10 protein-coding genes and 1 pseudogene are annotated in these 6129 nt (G+C 68.1%); 5 read left to right on the top strand and 6 right to left on the bottom strand.

Translation table 11 applies throughout. The features are described from left to right. Positions 1 to 238, top strand: a pseudogene (locus tag AB0O00_RS05685) (cupin domain-containing protein); the annotation flags it as partial. Next, positions 235 to 633 carry a VOC family protein gene (locus AB0O00_RS05680; protein ID WP_363648821.1) on the top strand — a complete coding sequence of 133 codons (399 nt, stop codon included), beginning with the start codon at positions 235 to 237 and terminating at the stop codon, positions 631 to 633. The pseudogene AB0O00_RS05685 and the gene AB0O00_RS05680, both read left to right, overlap by 4 nt. Before the next feature lie 173 nt (positions 634 to 806). Here AB0O00_RS05680 and AB0O00_RS05675 read toward each other — a convergent pair whose 3' ends face one another. From AB0O00_RS05675 to AB0O00_RS05660, 4 genes are all read right to left on the bottom strand, one after another. Beyond that, positions 807 to 1058, bottom strand: a complete 252-nt coding sequence (locus tag AB0O00_RS05675; RefSeq protein ID WP_363648820.1) for a type II toxin-antitoxin system RelE/ParE family toxin — start codon at positions 1056 to 1058, stop codon at positions 807 to 809. Further along, complete coding sequence (locus AB0O00_RS05670) at positions 1055 to 1309, bottom strand: type II toxin-antitoxin system Phd/YefM family antitoxin (protein ID WP_363648819.1); 255 nt, start codon at positions 1307 to 1309, stop codon at positions 1055 to 1057. Before AB0O00_RS05670 ends, AB0O00_RS05675 begins: the two co-directional genes overlap by 4 nt. A gap of 97 nt (positions 1310 to 1406) precedes the next feature. Then, entirely contained in the window at positions 1407 to 2291 is an 885-nt protein-coding gene (locus tag AB0O00_RS05665) for a prohibitin family protein (protein ID WP_363648818.1), read from the bottom strand. 379 nt (positions 2292 to 2670) lie between these two features. Further along, entirely contained in the window at positions 2671 to 3021 is a 351-nt protein-coding gene (locus tag AB0O00_RS05660) for a helix-turn-helix domain-containing protein (RefSeq protein WP_363648817.1), read from the bottom strand. 106 nt (positions 3022 to 3127) lie between these two features. Between AB0O00_RS05660 and AB0O00_RS05655 the strand changes: the two genes are divergently transcribed. Further along, positions 3128 to 4060, top strand: a complete 933-nt coding sequence (locus AB0O00_RS05655; RefSeq protein ID WP_363648816.1) for a chlorophyllase — start codon at positions 3128 to 3130, stop codon at positions 4058 to 4060. 30 nt (positions 4061 to 4090) lie between these two features. Here AB0O00_RS05655 and AB0O00_RS05650 read toward each other — a convergent pair whose 3' ends face one another. Both AB0O00_RS05650 and AB0O00_RS05645 read right to left on the bottom strand, forming a co-directional pair. Beyond that, complete coding sequence (locus tag AB0O00_RS05650; protein ID WP_363648815.1) at positions 4091 to 4363, bottom strand: hypothetical protein; 273 nt, start codon at positions 4361 to 4363, stop codon at positions 4091 to 4093. Beyond that, complete coding sequence (locus AB0O00_RS05645) at positions 4360 to 4794, bottom strand: ATP-binding protein (RefSeq protein ID WP_363648814.1); 435 nt, start codon at positions 4792 to 4794, stop codon at positions 4360 to 4362. Before AB0O00_RS05645 ends, AB0O00_RS05650 begins: the two co-directional genes overlap by 4 nt. A gap of 228 nt (positions 4795 to 5022) precedes the next feature. Here AB0O00_RS05645 and AB0O00_RS05640 point away from each other — a divergent pair, with 228 nt between their 5' ends. Together AB0O00_RS05640 and AB0O00_RS05635 are read left to right on the top strand one after the other, a co-directional pair. Continuing rightward, positions 5023 to 5895: a helix-turn-helix transcriptional regulator gene (locus AB0O00_RS05640; protein ID WP_363648813.1), complete on the top strand. Its 873-nt coding sequence runs from the start codon at positions 5023 to 5025 to the stop codon at positions 5893 to 5895. Further along, positions 5885 to 6085 carry a DUF397 domain-containing protein gene (locus AB0O00_RS05635; RefSeq protein WP_363648812.1) on the top strand — a complete coding sequence of 67 codons (201 nt, stop codon included), beginning with the start codon at positions 5885 to 5887 and terminating at the stop codon, positions 6083 to 6085. The genes AB0O00_RS05640 and AB0O00_RS05635 overlap by 11 nt, the downstream gene beginning before the upstream one ends. Positions 6086 to 6129: the final 44 nt, after the last annotated feature.

The raw sequence follows: 6129 nt of genomic DNA, 5'->3' as shown, positions 1-6129 counted from the left end.
CGACTTCCTCGCCGTGCCGCCCCACACCCCGCACGCCTTCGCCGCAGCCCCCGGCTGCGAGGCGGACGTCCTGTTCGTCTTCACCCCCGGCATGGGCCGCTTCGACTACCTGCGCCTGCTCGGCCGGGTCATGCGCGGCGAGGCCGACCCCAAGGAGATCGCCGAATCCGCGCAGCGGTTCGACAACCACTACGTCGACAGCCCCATCTGGCGCGCGGCCCTGGAGGCGACGGCGTGATCGCCCCCGACACCCACATCCGCATCGCCCGCCCCTCGCGCGACCTCAACGCCGCCGAACGCTTCTACACGGACGGCCTCGGCCTGGACGTCCTGTGGCGCACCACCGAGCGCGTCCCGGACGAACACGACCTGGTGATGGTCGGCCCCAAGGGGGGCGCCTGGCACTTCGAGCTCACGCACGACCCGGAGCGCCCGCTGGAGCCCACGCCCACGGTGGACGACCTGTTCGTGGTCTACCTGGGCAGCCCGGTCGACGAGTCCCTGCTCGACCGCCTGGTCGCGGCCGGCGGCACCCGCGTCCCCGCGCACAACCCGTACTGGGACGAGCACGGGGCGACGATCGCCGACCCGGACGGCTACCGCCTGGTGCTCTGCTCCCGCACCTGGGCCTGACGCCCGATCCGGCCCGGTCGTCAGCGAAACGACAAGGCCGGGGTGACCACCCACTACGGCTGACGAGCCACGAGCGCAGGAAGTCGGCGGTGCCGACTTCCTGCGCTGTTGTGCGTGGGTCCGCCGGGTGGTGATGGACCGTAGCGTGCGGGCGACGCCGCCCGAGGCATTCGTCAGAGGATGCGGCCCAGGTTGATAACCACGATGGTCACTGTCTCATCGGCGATCTCGTACAGGACCCGGTAGCGGCCGACGTGGATGCGGCGGAGTTCCGGTGAACCGTAGGCCGTCGAGCCCGTCGGCCGGGGATCGTCAGCCAGCAGATCGATCGCGTCCATGACCTGGCGGAGGCCGTCCGCGTCATCCTTGAGGAACCGGGCGGCCGCGTTGATCGTCGGCTCGTCCCAGGTGATCCGGTAGGTCATTCACGCTCCAGGCCCAAGATGGAGCGGACGTCCTCGTGGGAAACGCTTGCCGTGGTGCCGGCGGCCTGGCGGGCACGGTAGCGGGCGATCGCGAGCTCGTCCTCCAGATCCGCCAGTTCCTGCGGATTGATGAGTACAGCGGCGGGTTGGCCGTGGTCGGTGATGGTGATGCGTTCGCGGCTGTGGGAGGCACGGCGCACCAGAGTGCCGAATCTTGCTCGCGCCTCGGTAATGGGCAGAGTCTCACTCATGACAGAACTGTACACTTTGCGCGAGTTTCCGCCAAGGTTCCGTGTGCGCAGGAAGTCGGCGGGGCCGACTTCCTGCGCGGTCGTGTTCGGAGCCGGCTCAGCGCTTGGTGCCGTCCACGATGACCGGCGTGCCGTTGGTGCCACAGGGGCTGGCGTAGACGGGGTTCTTCTCGGCTGCGGCCTTGAAGGCCTCGATGCACTGGCTCAGCAGGATCTTGTCCGTGAGCGAGTTGGCGATCGCGGTGTTGGCGGCGGCGGTGCTGTCGGCATCGATCTTGCGCTTCTCGGCCTCGGCCTTGGCCGTGCGTACGGCCGCCTCCGCCTGGGCGGTGGCCTGATCCTGCTGGATCTTCTGGTCGATGGCCTTCTGCAGGCCGTCGCTCGGCCGCACATTGCGCAGGTTGACGCCGTTGACGAGGATGCCGCGCGGGGCGAGCCGGTCGGTGATCAGCTTGTCGATCTCGGAGCTGATCGCCTCCCGCTGCGAGCTGTAGCCCTCGACGCCGGTGTGGCGGGCGAAGACGTTGCGCACGATCTCCCGGCTGTCCGGGTAGACCAGGCGCTGCTGGACGGCGTCGGCGCTGCCGGCCAGCTTGAACAGCTCGATGGTGTGCTGGGGATCGATCGACCACTTCACCGTCACGTCGGCGTACAGCACCCCGCCCTCGGAGGAGCGGACTTCGACGGTGGAGTCACCGGTCAGGTTGAGATCGGAGGGGCGGGTCGAGAAGGTCGTCACGTCGGTCAGCGGCGACTTGAAGTGGAGCCCGGGCTGCCAGGTGCGGCCGACCTTGCCGAGGCTGGTGGGCACCCCGACCTCGGCCGGCCCGACCACGTGCACGAAGGTCGTGAGCCCCAGGAGCAGCCCGAGGGCTCCGGCGAGGACGCCGCCGAGGGTGACCGGCCAGGAGCCGACCTTGCGCCACCGCAGTATGAGCAGGCCGATGCCGACGGCGAGGAACAGCAGGGACAGGATGAGCATCGTGGGGTCCCCCCGGACTGAAGTGATCAAGACGGACGGCCGCAGCCTAGGTGGCGCCCGCCCCTGCCCTGAGGCTGCTTCAGGTGATGTTCATACGGCCGATGTCGCGCGTTGGTTCGACTCCGGCAGGCCCTTGCGAGGAGCAAGGGCCCGCCGGGACGAACGCGGTGCGGCTTTGAAGCAGGGTGCAGGCGCCGCGCGCCGGGCGGGGTCGGGGAGCTCATCAGGACGGGCGCGGCACGTGCACGCGCAGGAAGTCGGCGGGTCCGACTTCCTGCGGCGCCATGCGCAACGCCAGGGCAGAGCAAGGATGTTGGCGTGTTCCTCAGAAGATGCGGCCGCGTTGATCACGCGCGTTCGTCCTCGGCCCAACGGATCCTCAGGCGGTCGAACCGGCGGCTGCCGACTCCCGGAAGTCGACGACGGCTTCGCCGTTGGTCCGCGCCCACTCCGTCAGCATCACGATCGGCTCTTGGAGCGTCTGGCCGAGTGCGGTCAGGCTGTACTCGACCCGCGGAGGCGCTTCTGCGTACACATGCCGGTCGATCAGGCCGTTGCTCTGCAAGCGGCGAAGGGTCTGAGTCAGCACCTTGCGCGAGATTCCGCCGGACAGCGCGACGAGTTCGCCGTGTCGCTTGGGCCCGTCGGTGAGTGCGAACAAGGTGACGACGGACCACTTGTTGGCGATGATCTCGATCGCCAGCCGTGCGGGGCAGTCGGCGAGGAACACCGTGCCGGCTCTGAGGCCACCTGCCGTGCTCGCCGTGTCAGCTGCAGTGATGCCCACGGCCCGAAGGTTACCATTCGGTACCTATCGGATCCCTAGCGTCGACGCCATGGAACTGCATTCCGGCAAGGGCTCCGCGCCCACGCTCGACGGCCAACTCATCGCCGTCAAGCCCATCATCGTTCCCACCACCGGCCGCGGTATCGACCTTCAGGTCAAGCTCACCGCACCCGCCGACGGGAGGGACTTGCCCGTCATCGTCTTCTCCCACGGCAACGCCTGGTCGATGGACGGCTACCAGCCCCTCGTCGACCGCTGGGCGGCTGCCGGGTTCGTCGTGGTCCAGCCCACCCACCTGGACTCCCGCCGCAACCGCATCGGCTTCGACGATCCCCGTTTCGCCGCCATATGGCGCGTGCGCATAGCCGATCTGCACGCCGTCCTGGACGGCCTCGGCGACATCCTCGACCAGCTCGGCGGCCTGACCACCCGCGTCGACCGTGATCGCGTCGCTGTCGTCGGGCACTCCTGGGGAGCACAGACCGCCGGGGCCCTCCTGGGTGCCCGCGTCTTCGACGCCGAGGGAAAGCCGGGCGAGGACTTCTCCCATCCCGCCGTCAAGGCCGGCGCACTCATCGCGGCGACCGGTACCGGCGACACCCTGACTCCCTTCGCGCTCAAGTATCTTCCGTTCGCACGCCCGGACTTCTCCACCATGAGCGCCCCCACCCTGGTGATCGCCGGCGGAAAGGACCAGTCGGCCATGTCCACCCGCGGGCCGGACTGGTTCACCGACGCCTACCACCTCGGTCCCGCCCCGAAGCGCCTGCTCACCATCGCCGAGGGAGAGCACCTCTTCGGCGGCATCTCCGGCGAGGCCGCCAAGGACACCACCGACGAGGACCCCGCCCGGGTCGTCCTCGTCGCCGACGCCGTCTCCGCCTACCTGCACGACGTACTCGGCGCCGACGCAAGAAGCTGGCAGGCCTTGCAGAACCGGATCAGCCACAGCACGGGCGCCTTCAGCACCGAGAGCAAGTAGGCGCTCCGCGGCCGGGCAGGGGCGGGGGAGTCAGAGGGTGTGGGTGGTGATGGCGATCGAGTGGGCGGTCCAGTCGGTGAGTTCGCCGACGTAGAGGGTGGCGCTCCAACGGCCGTTGCGGGCGAGGCAGTTCGCGGCGCCGTCGTTGCCGCCCGGGCCGATGCAGAGGCGGATGAAGTCGCGGTGGGCCGCGCGGATGGGGAGTTCGCGCACGCGCTCCCACAGGACGGGCAACGCGTGGTCGAGGCTCGGGAACACGGTGGGCTGCATGATGCCGGTGATCCGCGCCCGGACGGCGCTCACGCGGCGGCCGCCGTCTCGGGGGAGACGTGGCACCACACGAACTTCCCGACCCCACCCCTGCGCGGGCAGCACCCCCACTGGGTGGCCAACTCGTGGACGAGCAGCAGGCCTCGGCCGGCTTCGTCGTCGTTGGACGCGTCACGGAGCGTGGGCTTCTCGCTGTCGGCGTCGTGCACCTCGATGCGGAGGGTGGCGTCCGAGGCGAGCTGGAAGCGGATGAAGATCAGGCGGTCGCGCGGGGCGCGGCAGTGCTGGATGGCGTTGGTCACGAGCTCGCTGAGGAGCAACTTGCCGGTGGGGAGCAGGAGTTTCGCGATGGCGCGGGGGTGGAGGAACTCGCGGAGCTCCTCGCGCGCGGCTCGGGCGGACTTCGGGTGCCGGGGCAGCCAGCACGTCCGTTCGGCGGGGGTGAGGGGGACAGTTTTAGGCATGGCGGGGCCACCTCTGGAGTGTGCAGGTGAGAGCGGCTGGAGAAGGCATGGGGATGCCCGGGTGATGAGTCCGCCATGATCACGGAGGGTCCATTAGCGGACTACGTTGAGTAGCATGCGCCTGGGGACTTCCAGAGTGCAAGTCCCCACTTTGGAAGTGATCAAAGATTGGCGTCCTGGGCGGAGGGCGGCAGACTGGCAGCGCACACACTGCTGGGAGGTCGACTCGTGCCCGTGAACAGGAATCCGACAGTCCGACAGCGGCGGCTCGCTCGAACGCTCAAGGAGATGCGGGTTGCTGCGCGGATGACGATTGCTCAATCGGCCAGGCAACTGGCCTGTGCCGAGAGCAAGATCAGCCGGATCGAATCCGCGCAGTCCGGCATCAGGCTCGTGGATCTCCGGCTGCTGCTTGACCTCTACGGAGTTGAGGACCGGGCGACGCGCAGTCAGCTGGAAAGCCTGTCTCGGGAAGGTCGTCTGCGCGGCTGGTGGGACCGGTACTCCGATACCTTGTCGCCGCTGTATGCCGACTACATCTCGCTGGAGGCCGATGCCTCTGATGCCTACAGCGTGGAGACGTTCCTGATTCCGGGCCTTCTTCAGACGGAGGACTACACCCGGGCTGTCGTGCGGGCGCAGATAGAGGATGCCAGCGTCGAGCAGGTCGAGAGCCTGACGAAGGTTCGGCTGGAGCGGCGGTCGGTGCTGAATCGCGAATCGCCGCTTCGGCTTTGGGTCGTGTTGTCGGAGTCCGCGCTCAAGCACCAGATCGGTGGTAGGGCGGTGATGCGAGAGCAGCTCGACTACCTGGTCTCCATGGCAGGCAAGCCCAACATCAACATCCAGGTTCTGCCGGAGGATTCGGACGTCCATGCGGCGCTGTTCGGGCCGCTTGTCATCCTGAGCTTCCCCGAGAGTACTGAGACGGATGTTGTGTACGTGGACAGCCTGCTCAGCACGCTCTACATCGAGGAACCGGGCGAGGTCTTCAAGTACTCCAACCTGTTTCGCCGAGCGTTGGCCGAGTCTTTGCCGCGCAAGGAGTCAATAGAGCTCATCGAGCTCATCGCGAAAGGAAAGCACGGCGATGAGCGCTGATGGCCTCGTCTGGCGAAAGTCATCGTTCTCGGGCGCGCAGAGCAATTGTGTGGAGGTCGCGTCCGGTGTGACCGGGGTTGTGCCCGTGCGTGACTCCAAGGATCCGGAGGGGCCGGCTCTTCTGTTCGCGGCTGAGGCGTGGTCCTCATTCCTCGCTGGGGTCAAGGGTGGGGAGTTTCCGACCGGTTGAAACAACAGTGGTGCCCCGCACGGGCTTGGCCGTGCGGGGCACCA

It is taken from the genome of Kitasatospora sp. NPDC093558 (assembly GCF_040683475.1).
In the GTDB taxonomy this organism is placed as follows: Bacteria; Actinomycetota; Actinomycetes; order Streptomycetales; family Streptomycetaceae; genus Kitasatospora.
The sequence above is the reverse complement of the archived record's forward strand: the minus strand, read 5'-3'. Positions and strand labels throughout refer to the sequence as shown.

What these genes read in the sequence shown, in the direction of transcription:
- AB0O00_RS05655 (WP_363648816.1), top strand. Translation starts at nt 3,128, where the DNA reads ATGGAACTGCATTCCGGCAAGGGCTCCGCGCCCACGCTCGACGGCCAA.
- AB0O00_RS05645 (WP_363648814.1), bottom strand. Translation starts at nt 4,794, where the DNA reads ATGCCTAAAACTGTCCCCCTCACCCCCGCCGAACGGACGTGCTGGCTG.
- AB0O00_RS05670 (WP_363648819.1), bottom strand. Translation starts at nt 1,309, where the DNA reads ATGAGTGAGACTCTGCCCATTACCGAGGCGCGAGCAAGATTCGGCACT.
- AB0O00_RS05665 (WP_363648818.1), bottom strand. Translation starts at nt 2,291, where the DNA reads ATGCTCATCCTGTCCCTGCTGTTCCTCGCCGTCGGCATCGGCCTGCTC.
- AB0O00_RS05675 (WP_363648820.1), bottom strand. Translation starts at nt 1,058, where the DNA reads ATGACCTACCGGATCACCTGGGACGAGCCGACGATCAACGCGGCCGCC.
- AB0O00_RS05635 (WP_363648812.1), top strand. Translation starts at nt 5,885, where the DNA reads ATGAGCGCTGATGGCCTCGTCTGGCGAAAGTCATCGTTCTCGGGCGCG.